This window comes from Ensifer sp. Root142 (genome assembly GCF_001426785.1).
GTDB classification, from domain to species: domain Bacteria; phylum Pseudomonadota; class Alphaproteobacteria; order Rhizobiales; family Rhizobiaceae; genus Ensifer; species Ensifer canadensis.
On the sequence record NZ_LMFK01000046.1, the window covers coordinates 15806 to 40907 of the forward strand.

Below are 25102 nucleotides of genomic sequence, written 5' to 3' on the forward strand. Positions count from 1 at the left end.
TCGTAGATACCGACCAACGGCGCTCCATATCTTTGATTGAAAAGGAGAAACTGTAGTTTCTAACCTTTTGGCATGAAACCTGCATTCCTCAATGGCGTTGTTTCGAAGGTGAATTGTGCTGTCCGGCAAGAGCGCCCGTCAGGCGCGAAACGTCCGGCTCATCCGTTTCGGAGCAAGATTCTTGTATGAAACTGTGATTTCTTGATATAGCATCATGAAACTAAGTTTTCACGCCAGTTAAGCCATAAAGGGGAACAAACCATGGCAGCGGAAAATATGGTGCCGTCCGGCAAGTCTTCGCCGGTCATTCGACAATTGGAATCAGCCTTCACCAAGATCGGCGTCACCGGCGCCCACAAACAGATCATCGCCCTGGTTCTGATCGGCTGCCTGTTCGACAGTTTCGAGCAGAACACCATCGGCGTCGCCGGCCCGATCCTCAAGGAACATTGGGGCCTGACCGGCACGGATATCGGCTTCCTCAACACCATCACCTTCGGCAGCGCCGCTCTCGGCCGGTTGCTGTCGGGCATTCTCGGCGATCGCTACGGCCGCCGCGTGATGCTGACGATCAACCTTCTGCTCTTCACCATCGGCTCGGCCGCCTGCGCACTCGCGCCGAATTTCGCAGCGCTGTGCTTTGCCCGCGCCATTGTCGGCTTCGGCGTCGGCGGCGAAATCTCGACCGCGGTGACGATGCTGTCGGAATTCTGCTCGCCGAAATTCCGCGGGACGGCGGCCGGCCTCGTCAATGTTGGCGCCGGCGGCTTCGGCAACTTCCTTGCCCCCGCCTTCGGCCTGTTGATCTTCACGCTCTTTCCCGGTGAAAACAGCTGGCGCTGGCTTTTCGCCTCGCTGGCATTGCCCGCGCTGCTCGTGGTCTTCTATCGCCGGTTTGTGCCGGAGACACCGCGCTTCCTTGCTTCGCAGGGAAAGATCGACGAGGCCAACAAGGTGCTGTCGATTCTGGCCTCCGGATCACTGCGGCCCCGCAATCTGAAGGTTCAGGAATACCTGACCAAGGATCATCTCCAGGACGAAGCACCTGCCAAGAGCGACTGGAAGGAGCTTTTCCGGGCACCGTTCATCGGCAGAACCATTCCCGTCGCAATCGCCATCCTGATGAGCTACGGCGCCCAGCTATCGGTGCTCACATTGATGCCGATCATCTTCGTGTCGATGGGCTACACCCTGCAGGGCAGCCTGCTCTACAGCATGATCATCCAGAGCGGCAGCGTGCTCGGCGCCATCGCCGCCTCGATGTTCGGCTATTATTTCCCGCGCAAGAAAGTGCTGACGTTCGGTGCGGTCTTCGCGTGCCTGGCGGCCATTTCGATCGCCTATCTCGGAACCAACATCTACCTCGTCCTGATGTTTGGAGCGATCTTCCAGTTCTTCGTGCTTTTGCTCAACACCTCGATCTGGATCTACGCGCCGGAGCTCTTCCCGACACGCATTCGCGCCTTCGGCGTAGCACTTATCCTGGCGACAGGGTCGGCCGCGGGCTCCTTCGTGCCAACGATCTCCGGCATGCTGTTCGACACCTATGGCATGGTCGGGGTGTTCGGGCTGGCAGCCGGCATGTACGCAGTCTTCGCATTCTGCATCCAGCTCGGTCCCGAGACCTATGGCATGTCGATGGAAGATCTGGACCAGCCGGCGGACGCCGACCTCGCCAAGGCTGAGCCCAAACAGGTCAATGTCGGCATGGAAGTCAGAACGTGACCGCACATATCCTGTTGATCAACCCGAACAGCTCGCAGGCAACAAGCAGCATGATGCTCGCCATCGCTGAGCGGGCTGTAACCGGACGCACGGCCGTGGCAGTCGCCACGGCCGTGCGGAACCCGCAGATGATCGTCACGCCGCAGCAGCTGACCGCTGCGGCCGGCGAGGTCATCGAGATCGGCGCGGCCCATGGCGCCGGTTGCCTCGGCATCATCGTCAGTGCCTTCGGCGATCCCGGCCTTGCTACCCTCAGGGACCGTGTCGACATCCCCGTCGTCGGCATCTGCGAGGCATCGATGATCGAAGCCGCGCTGAGCGGCCGCAAGTTCGGCGTCGCAACCACGACGCCGGACCTGATCGAGGCCATCGACGACCGCGCCCGCGACCTCGGCCTTGCCGGCCAATATACCGGCATCCGCTGTACGCCCGGCGATCCGCTCGCGCTTGCCGGCGACGAAAAGCTGCTGCGGGAAGCACTCGACGAGGCGGTGCGGCAATGCATCGAGCTTGATGGCGCCGAGGCCGTCATCATCGGCGGCGGCCCGCTCGGCCAGGCGGCCGAACAGTTGCAGCCGCATTTCACCACGCCGATCATCGCCCCCATCCCTTGTGCGGTGGAGCGCGTGCTCGATCTGATGCGGGTCAACGCCTGACCCGCATCAGATCGATATATCGACCGTCAGAACTGGAAAACCGCTTCGCGCTTTTCCTGGTAGTGCTCTAAGCAAACGCCTCGCCCCCCGCTCCTTGCCGGGCGATTGACCTTGTTGACGGCAAGGACTCTGTGATATTTTCGAACATTCTTACATGCAAAACCGAAGCTGGGGCGGAGGTGGCGCTATGAACTATGTTTGTGCTTCGGTCGCCGGGCTAGCGTTTTTCACCTCGGCGGCTTTTGCGGGTCCCTTGCATGACGCGGCAAGAGACGGCGACGTCAAGCGCGTCACCCTGTTGCTGGATCAGGGTACCGACATCACCGAGCCGGATACGGCCGGCGAGCCGGCATTGCTGGTCGCGTCCCTTGCCGGACGGCCGGATGTCGTCGCCCTGCTGCTCGATCGCGGCTGCGACATCGAGATCCGCAACAAGGGCGGGCTGACCGCCCTGCACGCCGCGGCCTATGGCGGCAATCTCGACACCGTCAAGCTGCTGCTCGCCAAGGGCGCCGACGTCAACGACACCAAGAACTTCTACAAGATGTCGCCGCTTCATGCCGCAGCCGAGGAGGGTCACGCCGATGTCGTGGCTGTGCTGCTTACCCAAAAGGCCGAGGTCGAGGCGAAGGAACGCAACGGCTACACGCCACTGACACAGGCCGGCTGGCGCTCGCACTGGGACGCCGCCGAGCTTCTGCTGAAAGCGGGCGCCACCTGCCAGAAGGCCGACCTCGTCGGCGACTGGCTTTATACCGAATGCACGAAGCGGAAGTGACGCCAGAGCGTGCGCCAGCCGCATCCGGAATCGGAGAAGAGGAATGTTTTACAATCGATACGCATGCGCCGTCGGCCTCGCTGCGACGGCGTTTCTGGCACTGTCCGGGCCGATAATGGCGGAAGACCTCGTCAACACCGGCTACTTCGGCGATGTCGCCATCAAGGGCTACGACCCGGTCGCCTATTTCACCGAGAGCAAGGCGCTCGAAGGCTCGCCGCAATTTTCCTACCGCTGGCTCGGAGCGAACTGGCAGTTTGCCAGCGCCGAGAACCGTGAGCTTTTCATCCGCGAACCCACCCGCTACGCCCCGCAATATGGCGGCTACTGCGCCGACGGTGTGTCGTTTGGCACGGTGACCACCAATATCGATCCGAAGGCCTGGCGCATCATCGAGGGCAAGCTGTTCCTGAGCTACGATCCGGGTGCGGCAGAAGGCTTCGAGAAGAACCCGAACAAGCTGGTCGATTCGAAGAAGCACTGGTCTGAAGTGGAGAACACGCTCATTTCGGAAAAGCTCGGCACGACCTGGCAGGCGGCGCGCTGACCGGATAGCGATCACTGCTCGATCGAGAAGAATTTTAGCGCCTGCGGCGTCACGTGGATGAAGTCTGCGCCGCGCTCGCCCTTGGCCGTGTTGCGATAGACATAGCCGCAGACCATGCGGTCGAGGAAATATCCGTCGAATTTCTCGCAGAGCTGGTTGCCCTTCACCTCGGCGCGCCCGGTGATGTTTGTGTTGGCGCTGCGATAGGCGGTGTTGCCGGCCTTATCGAAGAATTGCACGAAGCTCGTGCCATTCTTGTGCTGCCCGGCCCAGGTCTTGTCTTGGGTCAGCGTGCCAAGTTCCGCCGGCCCGAGCCTGTCCGCCGCCGCCCCGACGAAGCCGAAGGGCCACTCCGGAATGCCGGCAGTGCGCAGTCCGTAGAGGTGGCGATTGAGGTCCTCTTCGCGCCAGTAATCATAGAGGTAGCTGTAATAGGTGAGGTTGGTGTCGGGAAAGAGCTGAAGCAGCTTTGCGCCCTCTGCCACCGCGCGCGCCCGATCGCCGCGCTGGGCATAGGCCGAGGCCAGATACTCCCGTGCAGCCTCCGCATTCGGTAGGGCCTCGCCGGCTGCTTCGATCAGCGGGATCGCCCGGTCGGTGTCGCGTGCGGTGTAGTAGACGATGCCCGCCAGCAGCCGGAAACTCGGAGACGGTGACGGATCGAGCCTCAATGCCCGTTCCAGATCGGCGATTGCCTGTTCGTGTTCGCCGGTTTGCGCCAGGATCAGCGCCAGGTTGGCAAAGGCCTCTGGATCGCTCGGCTGCGCCGTGACCGCCCTGGCGGCAGATTCCCGCGCCTCCGTTTCGCGACCGTCGACGAGCTGCAGCAATGCCAGCACTGTGTGCGCGCGCGCATTGTTGGCGTCGAGCTTCAGGGCCTGGCCGGCAGCGTCATAAGCGATCTTGCGGGCAACGGCCGCCGACCAGAGATAATTGTAGTCATTGCGCCAGACGTCGACGGCGACCCGCGCGATCCCCGCATGGGCATCGGCGAAACGCGGATCGAGATCGATCGCCTTCTGATAGAAGGCCAGCGTCTGGCGATAGGTATCGACATCGCTATAGATGAGCCCCTGCTGCTCGGCCCGCATGTAGTAGTCGTAGGCTTCGAGATTGTCGGTCGGGATGCGCGCCAGCTGGTCGCGTTCGCCTTCGCTGAGTTTGACCTCCAGCGCCGCGATGATCTTGCCGATGACGTCGTCCTGGACCGCGAAGAGATCGGCATATTGCCGGTCATAGCGCTCCGCCCAGAGCGATAGACCGCTCATCGCATCGATCAGCTTGACGTTGATGCGCAGCCGCTGGTCGGCCCGTTGCAACGTGCCCTCCAGAATGTAGTGAACGCCAAGCTCCGCTGCCACGTCCTGGATCTTCGAAGCGTTGTCCTTCATCGCGAACACCGAATGGCGAGCGATTACGAACAGGCCGGACACCTTCGAAAGCTCGGTGATCAGGTCGTCGGTCAACCCTTCGGCCAGATGGTCATGATCCCGGTCGCCGCTGACATTGATGAACGGCAGGACTGCGACGGATGGCTGGTCCGGCAGGGGATAGGCAAAGCGCTCGGTCGGCGTCTCCGGCAGGATGAGCGTCCACGGCTGCCACCAGGCGGCGACAAATGCGAGGAGCAACATGAGGGCGCCGGCAATGAGCATGCTCCTTCGCGCAAAATGCTGCTGCGTATCCTTGACGATGGTCTTGCCAGCGTCATCAGGGTCGAGAAGCACGTGATAGACGCGGATCGGTTCGGCCATCCCCCGGACCGTCTGCTCGCCGAGCGAGGCGTAGCCGACACTAAGCTTCAATCGAACCTGGTCGTAGGCCGTACCCGATATCGCGATGCCACCGGGCTCGGCCAGCCCCTGCACCCGATCGGCGGTGTTGACGCCATCGCCGTGAATGTCGTCGCCTTCAACGATGATGTCGCCGAGATTGATGCCGATGCGGAAATCGAGCCGCCGGTCAGTTGTGACCTTGTCGGCCTGTTCGGCCTTGCGCTGTTGGATCTCCACCGCGCAGCGGAGTGCATCGACGACGCTGCGGAATTCCACCAGCAGCCCGTCACCCATGGTCTTGACCAGCCGGCCGTGATGTTCGGCAAACTGCGGCTCCAGAATGTCATGCAGGTCGCTCTGGAAATTGGCGCGCGTTCCCTCCTCGTCGAGCCGGCTCAGGCGACTGTATCCGGCGACGTCGGCGATCAGGACGGCTGCGAGGCGGCGCTCCATCGACGGTCTCTTCACGTGCGATGTATTCCAGCGACGATGTTACCGCAGGTCGTCAGGCGCCGCCATCGCGTCGGCAGCGAACGGCACCAGCACCGTAGTAACTGTTACGTACTTGCGGTTTTCCGCCCATCGCGCACCATCGAAGCATTGCTGGCCCCGCACGGCTTTGCGCATGCCGTCGGATTGTCCTTCGGTTATCTGCTTTGCGCGCTCATCCGGAGGATTTTGCCATGATTAAACGACGGACCATTCTGATGTACGGCGCGCTTGCTACCGCGCTTCCCCATGTGACAGCCTTGCCGTCCTTCGCCGCAGATGCGGCCCTCACGCCTGATGACGCGCGGGCGATCGCCAAGGAGGCAACGATCTACGGATTTCCGCTGGTCGACAATTACCGCGTGCAACATTCCTATTTCGTCGACGCCGGCGGGCCGGAGTTCAAGGCGCCGTGGAACACGCTGTTCAACAATGCCCGGGTCTATACGCCGGACGACAAGGCGATCCAGACGCCGAATTCAGACACGCCCTACTCCTATGTCGGCGCGGATCTCAGGGCCGAACCGTTGGTGTTCACCGTGCCGGCAATCGAGAAGGAACGGTACTACTCGCTTCAGTTCATCGAACAGTACACCTTCAACTTCGCCTATGTCGGCAGCCGCGCGACAGGCAACGATGCCGGCAGCTACCTGCTTGCCGGGCCGAACTGGAAGGGCGAAACCCCTCCCGGCATCAAGGACGTCATCCGCTCGGAAACGGAGTTTGCCTTCGTGCTCTACCGCACGCAGCTCTTCAATCCTGGCGATATCGAGAACGTCAAGAAGATCCAGGCCGGCTACAAGGTCGAGCCCTTGTCGGCATTTCTCGGAAAGCCGGCGCCTGCGCCCGCCCCCGCCGTCGACTTCTTCACGCCGCTCAGTGCGGAGGAGGAAAAGACGTCGCCCGAGGTCTTCAGCGAACTCAACTTCATTCTGCAGTTCTGCCCGACCGATCCTTCGGAAAAGGAGCTGATGGCACGCTTTTCCGAGCTCAACATCGGTGCTGGCAAGACATTCGACTTCACGGCCTTCCCGCCGGATATCCAGAAGGCGATCACCGACGGCATGGCCGACGGCTGGGCGGCCTTTAAGGAACACAAGGAAACCATGATCGATACCGGCAAGCTCTCGAGCGCCGACTGCTTCGGAACCCGAGCCTTCCTGAAGAACGACTACATGCAGCGCATGTCCGGTGCTGTGCTCGGCATCTACGGCAACTCCAAGGAAGAGGCGATCTATCCTGCCTATTTCATCGACGATCAGAAGCAACCGCTCTCCGGCGCGAGCAAATATGCGTTGCGCTTCGAACACGGCCAACTGCCCCCCGTCAATGCCTTCTGGTCGCTGACGCTCTACGAACTGCCGGCAAGCCTGCTCTACGCCAATCCGCTCAACCGTTATCTCATCAATTCGCCGATGCTCCCGAGCCTGAAGCAGGATGCCGACGGCGGCCTGACGCTTCATGTCCAGAACGAGAGCCCAGGCGCAGATCGGGAGAGCAATTGGCTACCGGCTCCCAAGGGCCCGTTCTTCGTGGTGATGCGCCTCTACTGGCCAAAACCCGATGCCCTCGACGGCAAATGGAAAGCCCCGCCACTGAAATCTGCGACATGAGCAGAGAGGATGACCAGCATGAATACATTTCGAACCACTGTTGCTCTCGCGGCGACCCTTGCCTTGATCGGCATCCTGCCGGCCACCGCCGCAGATCCTGTAATCGTCGGAGTCGACAATTTCATCCGCGCCGAGAGCGACATGTATGCCGCGGCCATGGTCAAGGACGGGGCGCTGGGCAAGTTCCTGCACCGCCGCGAGCCCGCCTCGATCGACAACCAGACGGTCATACGCCTCAACCGCGACACGCTCTATTCCTCGGCGGTGTTCGACCTTGATGCCGGTCCTGTCACCATCACGCTGCCCGATGCAGGAAAGCGCTTCATGTCGATGCAGGTGATCAACGAGGATCACTACGTGCCCGAGGTCGTCTACGATGCCGGAGAGCACACGCTGACGAAGGAGGGTGTCGGCACGCGCTATGTCGTCGTGGCAATTCGCACGCTCGTCGACCCGGCCGACGCCAAGGATATCGAAGCGGTCCATGCCTTGCAGGACGCGATCAAGGCCAGTCAGGCGAAGAGCGGCAGCTTCGAGGTCCCCGCCTGGGATCCGGCGAGCCAGAAGACGGTGCGCGAGGCATTGCTCGTGCTCGGCGCGACGATGCCCGACTTCAAGAAAGCCTTCGGGACCAAGGAGCAAGTCGATCCCGTTCGCCATCTGATCGGCACGGCGTCGGGCTGGGGCGGGAATCCGGATAAGGATGCGGTTTATCTCAACATCACGCCGACCAAAAATGACGGCGCGACTGTGTACAAGCTCGATGTGAAAGACGTGCCCGTCGACGCATTCTGGTCGGTGAGCGTCTACAATGCTGCCGGGTATTTCGAGAAGAACAAGTATGATGCCTACACGGTCAACGATATCACCGCGAAGAAGGGCGATGATGGCACGGTGGCGATCCAGTTCGGCGGTTGCGACGGCAAGATCGCCAACTGCCTGCCGACAACCAAGGGCTGGAACTACGCGGTGCGTCTCTATCGGCCGCGGCAGGAAATACTGGATGGAAAGTGGCAGTTTCCTGAGCCGAGCGCGGTCAACTAGCCCGGCGTTGGAACCAACTGCACAAACATTGCCTAGCCGCGCGTCGAGTGGGATGCGCGGCGGGCGGACGATCTATCAAGGAGGTTATGTCGGGCTTGGTTGGCAGAACATTGCCGGGCAATGGCTGCGCCCGGCCGATGAGCGCAATCAGGCGCTCGTGCGCTTGCGTGCCGGCTGGCGCTTGGGCGCCGGGGCCACGGGTTCGGCGTCAGCCTCCTGCAACAACCGCTGAGCCTTGAGCTTTTCGGTCTTCTTCTCGCGCGCCAGCTTTTCCGCCGCAACGATACCGCGGGCCGTATGGTCGGTCGCCGCAGCCTTGTCGGCTGCCGACAAACGCTCAGGCTTGAAAAGATCTTTCTTCGTCGACGTCATGCGTACCTCCTCGCTCGGGCGTGGACCGATGCCGAAATCGGCATCGGTACCTCAGATTTAGCGGGTGCGGACAGCCTTCTTCGGTGCCGGCAGCAGGCCTTCGCGCTGAAGCTTCTTGCGCGCGAGCTTGCGCTGGCGACGAACGGCTTCGGCCTTTTCGCGAACGCGCTTTTCCGACGGCTTTTCATAGGCGCTGCGCGCCTTGAATTCGCGGAACAGTCCCTCGCGCTGCATTTTCTTCTTCAGAATGCGGAGTGCCTGGTCGACGTTGTTGTCTCTGACGAGTACCTGCAAGATGTATCCTTCCCTTTGGTTGGGGCCGCACATCGGCGGACCGAGATTGCTGTAGCTATCTTCCGATCCGGATGCGCGACGGTTTCAGCCAGGGTTCACCCTTGGCAATGATGCGCGACGGTCCCTCTTCGATGGGAGAGGCCGCCTCAGTGGTCTCGACGTCGCTTGCAACGATGCGACGTTCGAAGTTCTCGCCGTCGAAACGGACGCGATATTGGGTCTCGCCGTGGTCGGCGGGCAGAACACCGATGATCCGGCACGTCCTGACGGCGGGTGCCAGCTTGGTGAAATCGGCCCTTACGGTCACCGTGTCGCCAACGGCACAAATTCTGCGGGTCATGATAGTTTCCTTCCCCGGAATGTGCAGGGTCCGGACGCAAAAAGGCCGGGCTTCACCCGACCTCTTCCCGTCAATCAAACGTCCCCAGCCAGTACATCCGTGGTCGGGGGAGGCAGATGACGATTCATTCCGCCCGGAGATTGTCGGCAGAGTTCTTGCCGGTCTTGCGGTCGCGGACGATGTCGTAGGTGACCTTCTGGCCTTCCGCCAGCGAGCCCATGCCTGCACGCTCTACAGCGGAAACATGAACAAACACGTCGGTCGTACCGTCATCCGGCTGGATGAAGCCAAAACCCTTGGTGCCATTGAACCACTTTACAGTGCCTGAATTCATAACGATCTCCTTTCAATCGTTGATTTCGCTCGACGGGTATTCGCCGAGCCGTGTCGATGTTGAGAGGAAATCTGACAACGCTTTTCAGCGCTTTGACAAAGGTCGCAAGCAATATTCGATTGCACCCATATAATTCTTTTTTCGGGATTTTCAATGTTTCATTTGGAATACGGCCCGAAATGCAGCGGCACTGCCGAAAAACAACGTTGAATCACGTTCGTTTCGATTGGAATCCTTTCGGAATTTCCATCCCATTATTTTTGGGCGCCTCAAGAAATATATTGGCGCTACCGACCATAAACGACGAATACAGAGCAATAGCCCAGTTCAGGAAAGCATAGAGGCTTCAAGAAATCGGCAAGTGCCGGCATCGCCAAGCGCTCGGCGCAGTTTCATCTTGGATTGAGGCAAGTGGGAAAGACGGTTTCGCCGCATGACCGGCCTTGCAGACCGCCTCGCTTCAAGCGCGAGACTGACGGGCATGATTGCCCGCCAGCACTATTGTTGGATTCCCGAGATTACTCGGCTGCCTCTGCTTCGGGCATCGGCACGTAGTTGAGGATCGGGGACAGCCAGCGTTCGACCTCGCGCACCGGCATACGCTTGCGCCCCGCATAATCCTCCACCTGATCCCGCTCGACCTTGGCGACACCGAAATAATAGGCCTCGGGATGGCCGACATAGAGACCGGAGACGGACGAACCGGGCCACATCGCAAAGCTCTCGGTCAAGGTCACGCCGATCGCCTTTTCGGCGTCGAGCAACCGGAACAGCGTTTCCTTTTCCGTATGGTCGGGCTGAGCCGGATAGCCAGGTGCCGGGCGAATACCGGCATAGGGCTCACCGACCAGGTCCTGCGGCGAGAATGTCTCGTCCGCAGCATAACCCCAGAGTTCCTTGCGCACGTATTCATGCATGCGCTCGGCAAAGGCTTCGGCGAACCGGTCGGCCAGTGCTTTGACCATGATCGACGAATAGTCGTCGTTGGCGCGCTCGAAGCGCTCGGCGATCGCCACTTCCTCGATACCGGCCGTGACGACGAAGCCGCCGAGATAATCTCTGCTGCCGCTGTCGACAGGTGCGACGAAATCCGACAGCGCCACGTTCGGTCGCCCGTCGCGCTTGCTCAGCTGCTGACGCAGCGTGAAGAAGGTGCCGAGCGTCTCGCCGCGCGTTTCCTCGGTAAACAGCCGGATGTCGTCGCCGACGGTTCCGGCCGGCCAGAAGCCGACGACCGCCTTCGGGGCAAACCATTTCTCGGCGATGATCTTGGCAAGCATGGCCTGCGCATCCTCGAACAGCTGACGTGCGGCCTGCCCTTGCTTCTCGTCATCGAGGATTTTGGGATAGACGCCCTTCAGTTCCCAGGTCTGGAAGAACGGCGTCCAGTCGATGTAGCGCGCCAGCTCGTCCAGCTCCCACCCCTGAAACACCCGCGTACCGAGAAACGAGGGAGCCTTGGCCTGATAGCCGCTCCAGTCGATCTTGTGAGCATTGGCGCGCGCCTGCGATAGCGGCAGGCGGCGCTTTTCCGCCTCGTTGCGAGCATGGGCGTCGGCAACCTTGCGATATTCAGCGCGGATCGTCTCGACGTAAGAGCCCTTGGCTTCCGACGACAACAGGCTGGAGACGACCCCGACCGCACGGCTCGCATCGGTGACGTAGACCGTCTGGCCGCGGTCGTAGCGCGGATTGATCTTGACCGCCGTATGCACCCGGCTCGTCGTCGCGCCGCCGATCAACAGCGGGATATCAAAACCTTCGCGCTCGAGCTCCGAGGCAACATGCACCATCTCGTCGAGCGATGGCGTGATCAGGCCGGAAAGGCCGATGATGTCGACCTTCTGCGCCTTGGCCACCTCGAGGATCTTGGCGGATGGCACCATGACGCCGAGATCGATGATCTCGTAATTGTTGCAGGCAAGCACGACGCCGACGATGTTCTTGCCGATGTCGTGCACGTCGCCCTTGACCGTCGCCATCAGGATCTTGCCGGCGCTCTGGCGCTCGCCTTCGCCACCGGCGGCCAGCCGCTCGGCTTCCATGTGCGGAAGCAGAACGGCAACCGCCTGCTTCATCACGCGCGCCGATTTCACCACCTGCGGCAGGAACATCTTGCCCGAGCCGAAAAGATCGCCGACGACATTCATGCCGGCCATCAACGGACCTTCGATGACATGCAGCGGCCGGGCGCTCGAAAGCCGCGCCTCGTCGGTATCGGCCTCGATATATTCGGTGATGCCGTTGACCAGCGCGTGCTCGAGTCGCTTTTCGACCGGCCATTCACGCCAGGAAAGATCTTTCTCCTTGGCCTGGGCGCCGCCCTGTCCGCGATAGCGCTCGGCAATCTCCAGCATGCGTTCGGTCGAATCGGCGCGGCGGTTCAGGACCACGTCTTCGCAGGCCTCGCGCAGCTCGGCATCGATGCCGTCATAGACGGCAAGCTGGCCGGCATTGACGATGCCCATGTCCATGCCCGCCTGGATGGCATGGTAGAGGAACACGGCGTGCATCGCCTCGCGCACCGGTTCGTTGCCGCGGAAGGAGAACGACAGGTTGGAGACCCCGCCGGAGATGTGCACATGCGGCAGCGTCGCAATGATTTCGCGCGTTGCTTCGATGAAGTCGACGCCGTAGTTGTTGTGTTCCTCGATGCCGGTCGCGACGGCAAAGATGTTCGGGTCGAAGATGATGTCTTCGGGCGGGAAGCCGGCTTCTTCGGTCAGCAGTTTGTAGGCGCGGGTGCAGATCTCGACCTTGCGCGCCTTGGTATCTGCCTGCCCAACCTCGTCGAAGGCCATGATGACGACGGCAGCGCCATAGGCGCGGCAAAGCCTGGCGTGATGCAGAAACGCCTCTTCGCCTTCCTTCATCGAGATCGAGTTGACCAGCGGCTTGCCCTGGACACATTTCAATCCGGCCTCGATCACCTCCCACTTCGACGAATCGATCATGACGGGCACGCGGGCGATATCAGGTTCGGAAGCGATAAGGTTGAGGAACTCGACCATCGCCTGCTTCGAATCGATCAGGCCCTCGTCCATGTTGATGTCGATGATCTGCGCGCCGTTGGCGACCTGATCGCGGGCGACATCGAGCGCTGCGGAATAGTCGCCGGCGGTGATCAGCTTGCGGAACTTGGCCGAGCCGGTGACGTTGGTGCGCTCGCCGACATTGACGAAGGGAATGTCTGAGGTGAGCGTGAAGGGCTCGAGGCCCGAGAGCCGCATCAGCGGCGCGACATCGGGGATCAGGCGTGGCGGGTGTTTGGCAACCGCCTTGGCGATCGCGCTGATATGGGCGGGCGTCGAGCCGCAGCAGCCGCCGACGATGTTGAGGAGACCGTCGCGGGCAAAGGCTTCGACCTGGGCTGCCATCTGGTCCGGGGTCTCGTCATATCGCCCGAATTCGTTTGGCAGGCCGGCGTTCGGATAGGCGCAGACGAAGGTGTCGGCGACACTCGAAAGTTCGTCGATGTGCGCGCGCATGGCATTGGCGCCGAGCGCACAGTTGAGCCCGATGGTGAAAGGCTCGGCATGGCGCACGGAATGCCAGAACGCCGTCGGCGTCTGGCCCGACAGCGTACGGCCGGAAAGATCGGTGATCGTGCCGGAGATCATCACCGGCAGTTCGATACCCTTCTCTGCGAACACTTCCTTGGTGGCGAAGATCGCCGCCTTGGCGTTGAGCGTATCGAAGATCGTCTCGATCAGGATGATATCGGCGCCGCCGTCGATCAGGCCGCGGATCTGTTCGGCATAGGCGATCCTGAGATCGTCGAAGGTCACCGCCCGGTAGCCCGGATTGTTGACGTCAGGCGAAATCGACGCGGTCCTATTCGTCGGGCCGAGCGCTCCGGCGACGAACCGGCGACGGCCGTCATGCGCTTCGGCGCGCCTTGCCGCCCGGCGCGCCAGGCGGGCGCCGTCACGATTGAGGTCGTAGACCATGTCTTCCATGCCGTAGTCGGCCTGGGCAATGCGGGTCGAGGAGAACGTGTTCGTTTCCAGGATGTCGGCGCCGGCGATGGCGTAGGAATAGTGGATGTCCTCGATCGCCTTCGGCTGCGTCAGGGTCAACAGGTCGTTGTTGCCCTGCTGATGGCAGGCACAACCGCCGAAGCGATCGCCACGGAAGTGATCCTCGACGAAACCCAGCTGCTGGATTTCCGTGCCCATTGCACCATCCATGATCAGGATGCGCTCGCTGGCCGCCTGCTTCAGCGCCCGCATGACTTCGGAGCCATCCGGCTTGGAGGAAAGGTCGCCGAAAAGGGCGTCGATGGCGGACATGGGAAATCTCCCGTTCTGAAAACGACAAGCAATAGTCAAGTCAATCACATAAAGACATCTTTATGTCAACATATGAACGGATTTAATTTGCCGCAATGACGTTGGCTTGGTAGCCTTGGCGCATGCGGTTTCAGTCTGCGCACAGGAGCGACAGAAAGGCGATTCCGCCTTTTGGGTGAACGCCACGGCAAAGAAAATGGCCCGCCGCGACCGCAGCGAGCCATGCGAATGCCATCAGAAGACAAACTCAGAGCGTTTCTGGCTTAAATTGAGCCGCGGAAACGCTCTGTCGCTTCGTTTTTCCGCATTTCCTGACGGAAAACCGCTTCGCACTTTTCCTGGAAATGCTCTAAAGACGGCCGAGGCAATCCTGCGTTTCATAGATGGCGCAGAGAATATGGTAGAAACTGCTCGCCGGCACCGGTTCGTCGACGAAACTGCCATCTGGTTTCTGCTTGTCGCGCCACAGCCCGGCCACCGGTGTCTCCAGGAACAGGTTGAGTGCCGAAGCCGCCCGCGCCGCCGAGGCGAGATAGCGCTCACGCTCCGCGCCTTCTGTGAGGGCTGCAAAACGAACCGAAGCCTTCAGCCATTCCGTCTGCGGCCAAAGCCGTGCGATCGGGTCGGCGACCGAGAAATCGTCGAAGAGCGTCATGACCGCGACATTGCGGGTCGGGCAGATGCCGTGCGCCTCGCCGATCGCAAACAGCCGCCGCGCCTTGACGATCGCCTCGGCATTGCCGCGCCGCTCGGCCCAGCGCAGCAACAGCCACGCCCATTCGAACAGATGGCCGGGCTCGACGATACGCCCCTTGTCACCCGGGAACGGCGCCCAGTCGTGGTCGAAGAACTCCCGCAACGCGCCGGTACCGCCGTCGATGAAATGATCCATCGCCAGATGCGCGATCTCGTCTGCAAGGTTGAACCAGGCGACGCGATCAAAGCCGACGACCTCCTCGCTCGCCAGGCACGCTTCGAACAGATGCATGTGCGGATTGGAGCAGAGCGGCAGCCGCGACGGATCGTCCTCTTCAAAGCCGATGAGCGGGTGCTTGCAGTGGGCCTCGATGCGTTGGCGCAAACCGTTGCTGCGCTCGATCATTTCCGGCCTGCGCTCGGGGAAGACCTCGGCCAGATAGGCAAAGGCCAGCAACGCGAAAGCCTGATTGTAGAGGTCGAAGGCGGCATCGATGAGGTTGCCGTCGGCATCCGCAAGCGCGCCGTAAAAGCCCGTCGGCTGCAGATAGACCCGATCGAAATAGGCAAGCCCGCCCTCGGCGGCACTCTTCCAGTCGCCCGCCCAGCCGCGCCTGCCGGCCTCGGCGAAACAGTAGACCTGACGCGGCTGCACCCGCGCCCGGCGATTGGCCCGCGTTGGCTCGCCGGCCATGTCGATGGTTTCGGCGAAACCGCCGCCCGTGGCATCGACGCCCTTTTCGCGCCAGAGCGGCAGGGCCCTTTCGGCCAGCCACGCCGACAAGATAGCGGATTGCGAGAAAATATCCTGCGGCAACGGTTCAGCCCTCGAGCTTCAGTTCATCATGGTTCTTGCCGAGCAGCTCGGCCAGCGCCTCGACCACCATGTTGTGGTCCTCGCGCTGCGGCAGGCCGGACACGGTCACCGCACCGATGCAGCCCGTGCCCTTGACGACGATCGGGAAACTGCCGCCATGGGCCGCATATTCGGCATCCGGAAGCCCGAGCTTCGCCTGCAGATTGGTCTGCTGCTTCAACAGCCCGAGGCCGGTCGAGTAGCTGCTCTTGAACAGGCGAAAAACGGTGTTGCGCTTGCGGCGCACCCAGTTCGGATTGTCAGGCGTCGCGCCCTCAAGCGCGGTATAAAACACCTGCATCGAAAACAGCGTGACATCGATGACGACGCCGAGCTTGCGTTCGGCGGCCATGCGGCGCAACGTCGTGCCCAGTTGCCATGCCATTTCCAGGTCGAAACTGTCGAATTGCAGCTCGCGCTCCTGTTGGCCGATGCGCTTGAGATCATTGTCGATATTCATGAAGCCTCCGCTCAATCCTTCCAGAGCCAAGCCGCGCCGCGCACGCCGGAACTGTCCCCGTGCATCGCCTTGCGAACAGGCGTTTCGAAACTGTCGCCAAAGAGGTAGTTGACCACCCGCGGCGGCACATCCTCATAGATCTCGTCGACATTCGACATGCCCCCGCCGAGCACGAAGACATCCGGGTCGACGATGTTGGTCAAAAGCGCAAGGCTGCGCGCCAGCCGGTCGACGAAACGATTGTAGACGCCTGTTGACGCCGGATCGCCGGCCCGCTTCGCCTCGATGATATCGCGACCACGCTTTTCGACGCCGGTGGTCAGGCGATAGTCGAGCTCGACCCCGGTGCCGCAGGCGTACATGTCGAGGCAGCCGTGTTTGCCGCACCAGCATTTGTGGCCGGGATACTCGTCCTTGGTCATCCATGGCAGCGGATAGTGGCCGATTTCGGCGGCGACGCCCTGGTAGCCGGCATGCACCTTCTTGCCGATCGCCAGCCCGCCGCCATGGCCGGTGCCGACAATCACGCCGAACACTGTCTGCGCGTCCTTGCCGGCACCGTCGACTGCCTCCGACACCGCCAGGCAATTGGCGTCGTTGGCGAGCCGCACCTTGCGGCCGAGCGCCTGTTCGAGGTCGCGCCCGAGCGGCTTGCCGTTGATCAGCACAGCGTTGGAGTTGCGCACGATACCGGTGCGCGGATTGGGACTGCCGGGAATGCCGATGCCGATCGATCCTTGTTCGCCCGCCGTCTTTTCGGCGGCGGCAACAAGGCCGTGAACGGCCAGAATGCAGTCGTCATAGCCGCTGGTCGGGGTCGCGACGCGGTGGCGGGCGCGCGTTTCACCATCGCGATCAAGCGCGATGACTTCCATTTTCGTGCCGCCCCAATCAATTCCGATGAACATGTCTGGATCAGGTCTCTGGGTGAAGGTCGCATGAAGGAGCGCCAGCCTCCTCAAGCCGGCGCTGATCACTGCTTAGCATCCGAAAGACGGGAAACACCAGCCCCCGATTTCGGCACGCCTCGGTAGAGGAGGAAACCGGATTGGACAGGCGCCTTCCGCTATCCCCTGCATTCCCGGCACCGCACGCCATGCCCTATTTCGCGAAGGCACCGCGCAAAAACACTTGGCGAAGAGGCCTTGCTTTTGTATGGGTGCTATCCGAGTGGTCCCGTAGCTCAGCAGGATAGAGCACCAGATTCCTAATCTGGGGGTCGCGCGTTCGAATCGCGCCGGGATCACCATCCTTCTCGTCAGCAGGACAAATCACAGGCGCGACGCTCCGCCGAGCCGGCTCTTGCGATGCCGATGCACCCGATGCCGATGTAAGCGATCATGGTTCAGCTGCTTGTGACCTACATGGAAATGCGCACTCGGCCGACTGGCGAGCCTTTGCTGCCGCCTGTCGAGGGCACGGCGTTTGCGCCTGAGCGCTTGGCAGCAGAGGAATTCCTCTCGCTCTACCGCGCAGTCGCCGAACCTTTGCGCTGGGATCAGCGACTGCGCATGCCTGCCGATGAGCTCGATGCCTTTTTGCGCAGCCCGTCGACCGCGCTCTATATCCTGCGGGTGGAAGGCAGTGCCGTCGGGCTCTGCGAATTCGAGCGCGCTGACACTTCCGATGTCGAACTCACCCATTTCGGCCTGATCCCGCAAGCGCAGGGAAGAAGGCTGGGGCCGTTTCTTCTCGATGGCTCACTGCGTGCCATCTGGGATCGGGCACCGGATCGCGTCTGGCTGCACACGGATACCTGGGATCACGCCAAGGCACAGGACACCTATCGCCGCGCCGGCTTCGGCATTTTCATGCAGAGGCTCGAAGAGTTCAGCGTCTAGCCAACCGATTGCCGCGCATTCACGAAGCCGTGAGTTTCTGCCCGTTCTCCGGCACAAAACATGCCCTCATCCATTTCCCCAATGAAAGGAAATGGTGAAGCCAATGAAAAAGCTGGCAATTGTTGCGCTTTCGCTGGCAACGGCCTTCTCCAGCGCAGCCCCGGTACAGGCATTCCCGTCGGTAACACCCATGAAGGCAGGCATCTCCGACGTCGAGACCGTGCAGTACTATCACCGCCGCTGGTATCGCGGATACGATGGCTACCGATGGCGGGGCGATCGGCGCTATTACCGTCACCGCCACTGGGATGACGACGACGACGATGACAATGTAGGCGCGATCATCGGCGGCCTTGCCGCCGGCGCCATCATCGGCGGGCTGATGGCCCAGCCGAGACGGTACTATGGCGGCAACGCCCATACGAGCTGGTGCTACAGTCGATACAGCTCCTACCGGGCATGGGACAATACCTTCCAGCCCTATTATGGCGCCCGCCGCGCCTGCTACTCGCCTTATCGGTAAACCTGCGATGAAGGCCCTGCCGCCCGTCTGGGCGGCGGGTGAAAGCATAACCTGATGTAAGGCAAGCACTTTCCTGAGCGCAGGACAGCCGATTTCGTCGTGTTCAAGCGTCGAGCAGCGCGCTCCGCTTGATCAATGCGTGCCCGCCCAAAGCGAAAAGTGCTCCCTCATCGATCCCTCCCCTGACTGATCAGCGTCGCCGGCCCCGCTGCCATGATGACCGTCGGTTTTGGCTGCGGCTTGACATTTCCGTAAGGCTGACCTTATCATTCCAATATAAAGTATCTTAGTACATAACTATGATATAACTATAAGAGAGGAACATAAGATGAAATCAGCAAGGATTGCACTGCTTCTGGGAACGGCACTCATCGCCTCCTCGTCCTTCGCCTTCGCGCAGGAAAAGGGCGGCGTCATCAACGTCGCCACGGTCGGCGAGCCGCCGACGCTCGACCCTATGGCTTCGACGGCCGACCTGGTCGGCATCGTCTCGCAGCATATGTTCGAGACGCTCTACACCTTCGACAAGGATTGGAAGCCGACGCCGCTTCTGGCTGTGGCCATGCCGGAAATCAGCGCCGACGGCAAAACCTACACGATCAAGCTGCGCTCCGGCGTCAAGTTCCATGACGGCACCGACATGGATGCGACCGACGTCGTCGCCTCGCTCGAGCGCTGGACGAAGACCGCCTCGCGCGGCAAGCAGACGGCAACGACGATCGCCGGCATCGAGGCCGTCGACCCGACCACGGTCAAGATCTCGCTCAACACCCCCTATGCGCCGCTGGTCTCGCTGCTCGCCTTCAACAATTCCGCGGCAATCGTACTGCCTTCGGAAAAGCAGGCTGAGCCGATGGTCGATTTCGTCGGCACCGGCCCCTACAAGCTCAAGGAGCGCAAGGCCGACCAGTACATCCAGCTTGAGCGTTACGACGGCTATGTCTCGCCCGAGGGCGAAAGCAACGGTTATGGCGGCGCGCGTCACCAGTATGCCGACGAGATCCGCTTCGTGCCGGTTCCCGACCCGAACACCCGTGTCGAGGCCGCCGTCTCCGGTCAGTACGACTACGTCGATTCGCTGCCGGTCGAATCCTTCGAACGGGTGAAAGGCTCGAGCGCTTCCGAACCTGTGATGCTGCAGCCTTTCGGCTGGCCTGTCTTTGTCCTCAACTCAGGCAACGGCATGACCAAGAATCTGGAACTGCGCAAGGCGATCCGCGCCGCACTCAGCATGGAAGACATGATGGCGGCCGCCTTCGGCAGCACCGACTTCTACGCGCTCGATGCCGCCCTCTACCCGGCGCAGTATGTCTGGCGCACCGAAGCCGGCACGGAAGGCGGCTACAATGTCGCCGATCCGGAAAAGGCAGGCGAACTCTTGAAGGCTACCGGCTACAAGGGTGAGCCGCTGCGCATCCTGACCAGCCGCCAGTACGAGTTCCACTACAAAATGGCACAGGTCGCCGCCGAGTATCTGAAGCTCGCGGGCTTCACCGTCGATCTGCAGGTGGTCGACTGGGCAACGCTCACCCAGCGCCGCGCCGACCCGACACTCTGGGATATCTATATCACCCACAGCCCGTTCCTGCCGGAACCGGCGCTGATCGGCATGATGTCGACCAAGGCGCCCGGAAACTGGGATACGCCGGCCCGCGCCAAGGCCGTCGATGCCTTCAACGCCGAATCGGATGCTGGCAAGCGCGTCACACTCTGGGCCGACGTCCAGAAGGTGATCTACGAGGAAGTGCCGTTCATCAAGATCGGCGACTTCAACGCCCTGTCGGCAAAGACCAAGACGCTTGACGGCGTCTCCCCCGCGCCGTGGCCCTACTTCTGGAACGCTTCGATCAAGAAGTAAGCTTTCATCCACTTGAAGCCTTCGGCGGGCGGTCTTTCCCTTCACGGATTGCTGCCCGCCGGATAGCCCGGCGCTGCCTTGCCAGTGCCCGTGCGGAAGAAGTTCGAGGCACCCATGATACGCTATATTCTCCAGCGCCTGTTCGGCATGATCGTGGTCATGGCGCTCGTCGTCACCATTGTCTTCGTCATCGTCCGCGTGACACCCGGCGATCCCGCCGCCGTCATGCTCGGACCGGAAGCGACGCAGCAAGACATCGCCGAATTGCGCACCAAGCTTGGTCTCGACCAGTCGCTCGGCCTGCAATATGTCTACTATATCGGGCAGCTGCTGCAGGGCGATCTCGGCCAGTCGATCTTCCTCAACCAGCCGGTCACTTCGGCGCTTGCCGAGCGTGCCGAGCCGACCTTCTTCCTGACCCTGTTCTCGATTCTGATCGCCAGCGGCATTGCGCTGCCGATCGGCATCTACGCCGCCTACCGCCGCGGCTCCTTCGTCGACCAGGCGGCCACCACGCTGGCGATGCTTGCCGCCAGCATTCCGAGCTTCTGGCTCGGCCTGATCCTCATCCAGTTCCTCGCGGTCCGCCTCGGCTGGTTCCCGGTTTCGGGTTACGGCGGGCCGGGTTCATCCTTCGCAGAGCGCATGTACCATCTGACCTTGCCGGCCATTGCGCTCGGGGTCGTCTCCTCGGCGCTGATCCTGCGCTTTACCCGCGCCTCGATGCTCGATGTGCTCGGCGACGACTTCATCCGCACCGCCCGCGCCAAGGGTCTCGGCGAACGCAAGGTGGTAATGAAACACGCGCTGAAGAATGCCCTCATCCCGATCCTGACCATCATCGGTCTCACCGCCGCGGTTCTGATCTCCGGCGCCGTCGTCACAGAAACCGTCTTCGGCCTTCCGGGCGTCGGCAATCTCGTCGTCTCCGCCGTGCTCAGGCGCGACTACCCTGTGATCCAGGGCGCGCTGCTCGTCATCGCCGCTCTTTACGTGCTGATCAATTTCGCGATCGACATGCTCTATCTCCTCGTTGATCCAAGGGTTCGCTACTGATGACCGCCACCGTATCAACCCCTGTCGCAAGCGAGCGTGCCAAGTTCCTGCGCCGCCTGCTCAAGCGCAAGACCGTTGCCTTCGGTCTCTTCGTTCTCGTCGTCTTCGTGCTCCTGGCCGTCTTCGCGCCGCTGATCGCGCCCTATGCGCCCGGCAAGCTGTCGATCGTCAACCGCCTGTCGCCGCCGAGCCTGCAATGGTTCTTCGGCACTGACGAATTCGGGCGCGACGTGTTTTCGCGCACGCTCTATGCCGGCCGGCTTTCGCTGCTCGTCGGCGCCGCCGTCGTCACGCTCGCAACGATCGTCGGTGTCGTCATGGGCCTCGTCGCCGGCTTCTTTCCGAAGCTCGACGCGCCGATCGCCCGCCTGATCGACGCGATGATGGCCTTTCCCGATATCCTGCTGGCGATCGCGCTCGTCGCCGCCCTCGGCCCGTCGCTGACGACGGTGATCGTCGCGCTCAGCGTCGTCTACGCGCCGCGGCTGGCGCGGGTGGTGCGCGCCTCGACGCTGGTGATCCGCGAGCTGCCCTATGTCGAGGCGGCTCGCGCGCTCGGCATCTCGACGCCGCACATCATGACGCGGCATGTGCTGCGCAACCTGCTCTCGCCGATCCTGGTGCAGGGCACGTTCCTATTTGCCCATGCCATGCTGGCCGAAGCCGGGCTTTCCTTCCTCGGCGTCGGCGTCAGTCCTGAGATCCCGACCTGGGGCACGATGATCGCCTCGGGCCGGCAATATATCGGACAGGCCGATTGGGTGACGCTGTTTCCCGGCATCGCCATCGTGCTTTCGGTTCTGTCCCTGCAGATGGTTGGCGATGGTTTGCGCGACATGCTCGACCCCCGCCTCAGAAAGGACCTGTGATCCATGCCCACCGCAACCCGTAGCACCAGCCCCGTGCTGATCAGCAACGTGAAGCCCGTCGCCTTCGGCATGGCGGCACCGAGCGAAACCGTCGACATCCTGATCGGTGGCGACGGCACCATTGCCCGCATCGGCAGCCAGTTGTCGGCGCCTGAAGGCACCCAGCGCATCGACGGCAAGGGTGCCTGGATTTCGCCCGGCTGGATCGATCTGCACGCCCATGTCTGGCATGGCGGCACCGACATTTCGGTCCGGCCGCAACTCTGCGGCATGGAGCGCGGCGTCACCACCATCGTCGACGCCGGTTCGGCCGGCGAAGCCAACTTCCATGGTTTTCGCGAATACATCATCGAGCCGGCGCGCGAGCGCATCAAGGCCTTCCTCAATCTCGGCTCGATCGGCCTCGTCGCCTGCAACCGCGTCAGCGAGCTCAGCGACATCCGCTCGATTGACATCGACCGCATCATCGCCTGCTACCAGGAAAACCGCGAGCATATCGTCGGCCTGAAAGTGCGCGCCAGCCACGTGATCACCGGCTCCTGGGGCGTAACCCCGGTCAAGCTCGGCAAGAAGATCGCCAAGATCCTCAAGATCCCGATGATGGTGCATGTTGGCGAACCGCCGGCGCTCTATGACGAAGTGCTTGAAATCCTCGGCCCCGGCGACATCGTCACCCATTGCTTCAACGGCAAGGCCGGCAGTAGCATCATCGAGGACGAAGACCTGTTCGAGCTTGCCGAGCGCTGCGCCGGCGAAGGCATCCGGCTCGACATCGGCCATGGCGGCGCGTCGTTTTCGTTCCGCGTCGCGGAAGTCGCCATTGCCCGCGGCCTGCTGCCCTTCTCGATCTCCACCGATGTGCACCTGCGCAGCATGAACCAGTCAGTCTGGGACCTCGGCACCACCATGTCGAAGCTCTTGAGCGTCGGCATGCAGTTCGAAAAGGTCGTCGAGGCCGTGACGCAGGCTCCGGCCTCGGTCATTCGCCTGCCGATGGACGGGCTTCTGACCGTCGGCGCGCGCGCCGAGTTCACCCTCTTCGATCTCGTCGATTCCGAACTGCGCGTCTTCGATTCACTTGGAGCCGAAGCGCATCTCAACCGCCTCTTCGAGCCGCGATATGCGCTCATGGGCACGGACGTCGTGGCGGCAAACAGATACCAGCCGCAGCATGTCGAATGCCCCGACCACAGCCACGGCTTCAGCTACCGTTGAACCATCACAGAACACAGAAACTGGCAGGATATCGCGTGAACAGTTTGGACCATAAGACCAAGGGCCGTGTGCCGGCTTCGCCCTACCAGAGGCTTGCAGCCCTCGGCATCGACCTGCCCCCGGCACCGCCGCCGATCGCCAACTTCGTCACCCATGTTCAGGAGGGCAACATTCTCTACCTCTCCGGACAGGGCCCGCGCGAGGTCGACGGCCACCTGCATGCCGGCAAGGTCGGCGCCGACGTCGACGTTGAAAGCGCCTATGAGCACGCGCGGCTGACGGGCATCAATCTGCTGGCGGTGATGCATGATGCGCTCGGCGATCTCGGCCGCGTCAAGCGCATCGTCAAGCTCCTCGGCATGGTCAACGCCGTACCGGACTTCGCCGATCATCCGCAGGTGATCAATGGTTGCTCCGACCTGCTGATCGACGTCTTCGGCGAAGCGGGGCAGCATGCCCGCTCGGCCGTCGGTTTCGGATCGCTTCCCGGCAACATCACCGTCGAGATCGAAGCGATCGTCTCGCTTCACGAGTGACGGTTTAAGGGAGGTCGGATCAATGGCTGCGCCAGCCCATCATCTTCTCGATCCGCTCGGCGGAAACCCTGACGTGATCGGCGTAGAAGTTGCGATCGTCGACGATCTTCTGTTCGGGCAGAACGATGGAGATGGTCGCGACGCAGCTGCCCTTGTCGTCGAGGATCGGGGCGGCGACGCAGGCGACCGCATAGTCGGATTCACCGGCCTGGATCGAAAGCTTGGCGGCAAGCGCCGTCTCGGCCTGGCTCGACAGTGCGGCCGGATCTACATCGGCCCGGCCCGTCGGCGATGTGCGGGCGCAACGGCGGAACAGCTCCAACCTCTCGTCGGAGGGCAGATGGCCGACCAGCAATCGTCCGGAGGCCGTCCAGTTAAGCGGCACCCGGGTGCCGACCCTGGATGTCACCTGGAAATGGCCGGGGCCGTCCGCCATGGCGAGCACCTGCATGTAGTCGCCGTCGCGACCGCAGAGCTGGATGGTTTCGGCAACCTCGCGACCGAGATCATGCATCTCCCGCGTCGCCACGCCGAGGAAATCGAGCGAGCGCGCATAGGCGAGACCGTAATGGTAGAGCCTGTCACCGAGCCAGACCTGGCCGTCGGCATCGCGGCTGAGCAGGTTCTTTTCCACCATGTCGTCGACGATGACATAGGCCGTCGACAGCGGCGCGCCGACCGCTTTGGCAATCGCGTAGACGCCGCTCGGAGAACCGGTCTCGTAGAGGAAGTCGAGCACCTGCAATGCCCGATCCATGCCGCTTACGCGCGAACGGCGGGTCTTGCCGGTCGGCTCCATGTCGTCGCCGGCTTCGGCGGCAATCGTCGTCTTGTCCAAGGGTCTACTCCCATGCAATTCGAAATTCGCATCAGATGGGCGGTCAGCAACGGCTTTCCGTCTCACCCGCGACAACGGCCGGTTCGGCGATCCGA

24 protein-coding genes and 1 tRNA gene are annotated in these 25102 nt (G+C 62.0%); 14 read left to right on the forward strand and 11 right to left on the reverse strand.

Features of this window, described 5'->3' with window-relative positions:
* Window positions 1-261 precede the first annotated feature (261 nt).
* From ASD52_RS30545 to ASD52_RS30560, 4 genes are all read left to right on the forward strand, one after another.
* On the forward strand, window positions 262-1725 hold the full coding sequence (locus ASD52_RS30545; RefSeq protein WP_057210807.1) for an MFS transporter: 1464 nt from the start codon (window positions 262-264) through the stop codon (window positions 1723-1725).
* The gene (locus ASD52_RS30550; protein WP_057210809.1) at window positions 1722-2381 is read left to right on the forward strand and encodes an aspartate/glutamate racemase family protein; all 660 of its coding nucleotides are present in this window, start codon (window positions 1722-1724) and stop codon (window positions 2379-2381) included. The genes ASD52_RS30545 and ASD52_RS30550 overlap by 4 nt, the downstream gene beginning before the upstream one ends.
* 187 nt (window positions 2382-2568) lie before the next feature.
* A complete protein-coding gene (locus ASD52_RS30555; RefSeq protein WP_025424990.1) occupies window positions 2569-3159 on the forward strand; it encodes an ankyrin repeat domain-containing protein in 591 nt (196 codons plus the stop codon).
* A gap of 115 nt (window positions 3160-3274) precedes the next feature.
* Window positions 3275-3706, forward strand: a complete 432-nt coding sequence (locus tag ASD52_RS30560) for a YHS domain-containing (seleno)protein (protein ID WP_107027573.1) — start codon at window positions 3275-3277, stop codon at window positions 3704-3706.
* Between the two features lie 11 nt (window positions 3707-3717).
* Here the strand turns inward: ASD52_RS30560 and ASD52_RS30565 are convergent, their stop codons facing one another.
* Complete coding sequence (locus ASD52_RS30565; protein ID WP_025424992.1) at window positions 3718-5934, reverse strand: adenylate/guanylate cyclase domain-containing protein; 2217 nt, start codon at window positions 5932-5934, stop codon at window positions 3718-3720.
* A gap of 39 nt (window positions 5935-5973) precedes the next feature.
* Window positions 5974-6108 carry a hypothetical protein gene (locus ASD52_RS40680; protein ID WP_255569867.1) on the reverse strand — a complete coding sequence of 45 codons (135 nt, stop codon included), beginning with the start codon at window positions 6106-6108 and terminating at the stop codon, window positions 5974-5976.
* An 80-nt stretch (window positions 6109-6188) separates the two neighbouring features.
* Here ASD52_RS40680 and ASD52_RS30570 point away from each other — a divergent pair, with 80 nt between their 5' ends.
* Both ASD52_RS30570 and ASD52_RS30575 read left to right on the forward strand, forming a co-directional pair.
* Window positions 6189-7583, forward strand: a complete 1395-nt coding sequence (locus ASD52_RS30570) for a DUF1254 domain-containing protein (protein WP_057210812.1) — start codon at window positions 6189-6191, stop codon at window positions 7581-7583.
* Between the two features lie 18 nt (window positions 7584-7601).
* Window positions 7602-8627 carry a DUF1254 domain-containing protein gene (locus ASD52_RS30575; RefSeq protein ID WP_025424994.1) on the forward strand — a complete coding sequence of 342 codons (1026 nt, stop codon included), beginning with the start codon at window positions 7602-7604 and terminating at the stop codon, window positions 8625-8627.
* A 147-nt stretch (window positions 8628-8774) separates the two neighbouring features.
* Here ASD52_RS30575 and ASD52_RS30580 read toward each other — a convergent pair whose 3' ends face one another.
* The 8 genes from ASD52_RS30580 to ASD52_RS30615 form a co-directional block, all read right to left on the reverse strand.
* A complete protein-coding gene (locus ASD52_RS30580) occupies window positions 8775-8999 on the reverse strand; it encodes a hypothetical protein (protein WP_025424995.1) in 225 nt (74 codons plus the stop codon).
* Window positions 9000-9056: 57 nt separating this feature from the next.
* A complete protein-coding gene (gene rpsU / locus ASD52_RS30585) occupies window positions 9057-9293 on the reverse strand; it encodes a 30S ribosomal protein S21 (protein WP_025424996.1) in 237 nt (78 codons plus the stop codon).
* Window positions 9294-9348: 55 nt separating this feature from the next.
* A complete protein-coding gene (locus ASD52_RS30590) occupies window positions 9349-9633 on the reverse strand; it encodes a hypothetical protein (RefSeq protein ID WP_025424997.1) in 285 nt (94 codons plus the stop codon).
* Between the two features lie 124 nt (window positions 9634-9757).
* Complete coding sequence (locus ASD52_RS30595; RefSeq protein ID WP_025424998.1) at window positions 9758-9967, reverse strand: cold-shock protein; 210 nt, start codon at window positions 9965-9967, stop codon at window positions 9758-9760.
* Window positions 9968-10485: 518 nt separating this feature from the next.
* Window positions 10486-14259: a methionine synthase gene (metH, locus tag ASD52_RS30600; protein WP_025424999.1), complete on the reverse strand. Its 3774-nt coding sequence runs from the start codon at window positions 14257-14259 to the stop codon at window positions 10486-10488.
* 349 nt (window positions 14260-14608) lie between these two features.
* On the reverse strand, window positions 14609-15772 hold the full coding sequence (locus tag ASD52_RS30605; protein ID WP_025425000.1) for an AGE family epimerase/isomerase: 1164 nt from the start codon (window positions 15770-15772) through the stop codon (window positions 14609-14611).
* Window positions 15773-15776: 4 nt separating this feature from the next.
* A complete protein-coding gene (locus tag ASD52_RS30610) occupies window positions 15777-16271 on the reverse strand; it encodes a heme-degrading domain-containing protein (protein ID WP_025425001.1) in 495 nt (164 codons plus the stop codon).
* Window positions 16272-16282: 11 nt separating this feature from the next.
* Window positions 16283-17179, reverse strand: coding sequence for an ROK family protein (locus tag ASD52_RS30615; protein WP_025425002.1), 897 nt, complete (start codon window positions 17177-17179; stop codon window positions 16283-16285).
* Between the two features lie 264 nt (window positions 17180-17443).
* Here ASD52_RS30615 and ASD52_RS30620 point away from each other — a divergent pair.
* The 8 genes from ASD52_RS30620 (at window position 17444) to ASD52_RS30655 (ending at window position 24169) form a co-directional block, all read left to right on the forward strand.
* Window positions 17444-17520: transfer RNA gene (locus ASD52_RS30620), tRNA-Arg, on the forward strand.
* Between the two features lie 91 nt (window positions 17521-17611).
* Complete coding sequence (locus ASD52_RS30625) at window positions 17612-18112, forward strand: GNAT family N-acetyltransferase (RefSeq protein WP_025425003.1); 501 nt, start codon at window positions 17612-17614, stop codon at window positions 18110-18112.
* Between the two features lie 103 nt (window positions 18113-18215).
* The gene (locus ASD52_RS30630) at window positions 18216-18635 is read left to right on the forward strand and encodes a BA14K family protein (RefSeq protein WP_038576546.1); all 420 of its coding nucleotides are present in this window, start codon (window positions 18216-18218) and stop codon (window positions 18633-18635) included.
* 328 nt (window positions 18636-18963) lie between these two features.
* On the forward strand, window positions 18964-20493 hold the full coding sequence (locus tag ASD52_RS30635; RefSeq protein ID WP_025425005.1) for an ABC transporter substrate-binding protein: 1530 nt from the start codon (window positions 18964-18966) through the stop codon (window positions 20491-20493).
* 114 nt (window positions 20494-20607) lie between these two features.
* The gene (locus ASD52_RS30640) at window positions 20608-21549 is read left to right on the forward strand and encodes an ABC transporter permease (RefSeq protein ID WP_025425006.1); all 942 of its coding nucleotides are present in this window, start codon (window positions 20608-20610) and stop codon (window positions 21547-21549) included.
* A complete protein-coding gene (locus ASD52_RS30645; RefSeq protein ID WP_025425007.1) occupies window positions 21549-22418 on the forward strand; it encodes an ABC transporter permease in 870 nt (289 codons plus the stop codon). The genes ASD52_RS30640 and ASD52_RS30645 overlap by 1 nt, the downstream gene beginning before the upstream one ends.
* 3 nt (window positions 22419-22421) lie before the next feature.
* Complete coding sequence (locus ASD52_RS30650) at window positions 22422-23633, forward strand: amidohydrolase/deacetylase family metallohydrolase (RefSeq protein WP_025425008.1); 1212 nt, start codon at window positions 22422-22424, stop codon at window positions 23631-23633.
* A 44-nt stretch (window positions 23634-23677) separates the two neighbouring features.
* A complete protein-coding gene (locus ASD52_RS30655; RefSeq protein WP_025425009.1) occupies window positions 23678-24169 on the forward strand; it encodes a RidA family protein in 492 nt (163 codons plus the stop codon).
* Between the two features lie 19 nt (window positions 24170-24188).
* Here ASD52_RS30655 and ASD52_RS30660 read toward each other — a convergent pair whose 3' ends face one another.
* The gene (locus ASD52_RS30660) at window positions 24189-24968 is read right to left on the reverse strand and encodes an IclR family transcriptional regulator (protein ID WP_051509186.1); all 780 of its coding nucleotides are present in this window, start codon (window positions 24966-24968) and stop codon (window positions 24189-24191) included.
* Window positions 24969-25102: the final 134 nt, after the last annotated feature.